2 protein-coding genes are annotated in these 1,951 nt (G+C 40.1%); both read right to left on the reverse strand.

Annotation, left to right across the window (positions count from 1 at the left end; all coding sequences use genetic code 11):
* The coding region (locus N1032_RS22795) for a phage DNA encapsidation protein (protein ID WP_259542598.1) at nucleotides 1–735 on the reverse strand (735 nt) is incomplete at its 3' end.
* A partial coding sequence (locus N1032_RS22800) for a hypothetical protein (RefSeq protein WP_259542600.1) occupies nucleotides 736–1,951 on the reverse strand: 1,216 nt, incomplete at its 5' end. It abuts the gene before it with no gap.

The raw sequence follows: 1,951 nt of genomic DNA on the forward strand, positions 1-1,951 counted from the left end.
GCCGCCAGTAATCATTGATAATTTCGGGTTGTTAAACGCGAAATATTTATGTGTCTGGGTTTTACTGTCAGTCGTAGATCTACAGTATTCAACAGCAACCGTTAGATCGCTTTCCCCGTAATGGTATACGTCAATACTGCCCTGTTTCATTTGCAGGATATTGGTTAACCCCATTTCCGCGAAATATGGGCAGAATTTATTTACCGTGTTACCCAGCATATAAATTTTTACGTCTACCCTGCGACGGACGATAGTAGAAACGCAGTTCATAAACACCACGAATTCATCGTTTAAATATAATTTATTCGTTAGGAATTCGTCGAAAATAATTATATTAATTTCCGGGTATGACGTGGATTTGTTATGTTCGTTATCGGATAGTGCGAAAGTATACCCGATAATATTTGTATCGGAATATACCGCTTTGCCGTTGTCGTCATAAGTACAGGCATAGAATTTACCAGCGTAATAATGTACGCCAGTAAATTGACCGTTGGAAAGTTTATTGATTTCGTCATTGGCAATATGCCCCGCGAATAATTGGGCGGCGCGTCGTCCCGTAACGTCTTCTTTCCAGCGACGGACATAGCCAAATTGTTTGCCCGTCTTGAAATAGTTTTTCAGCGCCTTTAAACATACGGCGTATGTTTTGCCGTTAGATCGTTCACCAAAAATAACATTATAGGTGGCGTTCTTTTTGTCAATTGCACTTGTTGAGTAATATTTTTGGGACATTTATAAACCTCTTATTTCGCCGTAATCTATATAATTACCGCAGAACAATTCTATAAATTCAATATAACGTTTAGCCATTGATAGAGTATATTCCAATTCACCGAGGAATACCCCAGATAATGCGGTAACTTCTACAAATTTACCTTTGTAGCGGAGTTCCTTTATAGGATCGTCTTTGATGGCGGGGCTCGTTTCTTCGTCAATATACCAGTGCCCCAGCTTGCCCGACTCGCTAGCGGGTACTGTCAATTCATCATCGAAGTAATCAAAAACCGCGTCGGAAATTCCGTTACATTCTTTGATGATAAAAGACATACCCTTATTTTTAGGCAACCCCGCAACCGTTAATTCAAAGCTACCGTCTTGCTTCTCAACTAAATAGCGTTTAGCTCCGAGGGTCTTAAAGTTTTTATAGATCCCCTCAAGTTCCCAAATTCCTAACGTCTTAGTTTCACCTTTAATTGTCTGGGGTGAAAATAAGACAGAATCTAAGCCGTGGTAATCAGCCATTGCTTGTAATTTGCGCTGAATTTCGATATTATATTTATCGAAGAAATGTTGATGTTTTTCCGGGTTAAGATATTTAACGCTATCCGTATCGGAGTAAACATAATCTTCGCGTAATTCGAGGATCGCCATCCAAAGATTGCGCCGGGCATAGGCGGTGATCCAAATCCCCCAAGCGTAGTACAGAAAACGATTCTTACTTTTATTGTATTCGTCCAGCTTGCCCTTTAGATCTACCTTTTGAATACCCCATACCCCGTTTTTATAGGTGTATGTATCTTTCGCAAAATCGGTAACGCACATTCCGTAACAGGAATTAAGCATACCTTTAGAGCGCATGTATTCAACGGCTTTTTCCTCAACACCTTTTAATTCGGTCTTGAGTTTATAGAGTTCCAGCATTGACGCTAAAAACTCTTTCGGTAGGTAATTCATCGGGAACCCGATCACGTTACGGACGCTGCAAATTTCCCATGTATAGCAACGGGAAATAATACGCAAATCAACTTCGTTGATAGTCGTACATAAAATTTCAGCTTCCATTACGCGACCGTTAGCAACACCTTCGGGTTTTATGGTTACGTCGAAACATTGACTTAAAGAAATATATGCTTCCGTACCACCGATTTTGTTTTTGATGTTTTTAAATTTAATATCAAAAACAACCCCGCGCCCACGCTCGATAAGTTTTTCTAAGTCTTCGAGCGTG

The sequence above is a fragment of the Herbiconiux daphne genome (genome assembly GCF_024979295.1).
Taxonomy (GTDB): Bacteria; Actinomycetota; Actinomycetes; order Actinomycetales; family Microbacteriaceae; genus Herbiconiux; species Herbiconiux daphnes.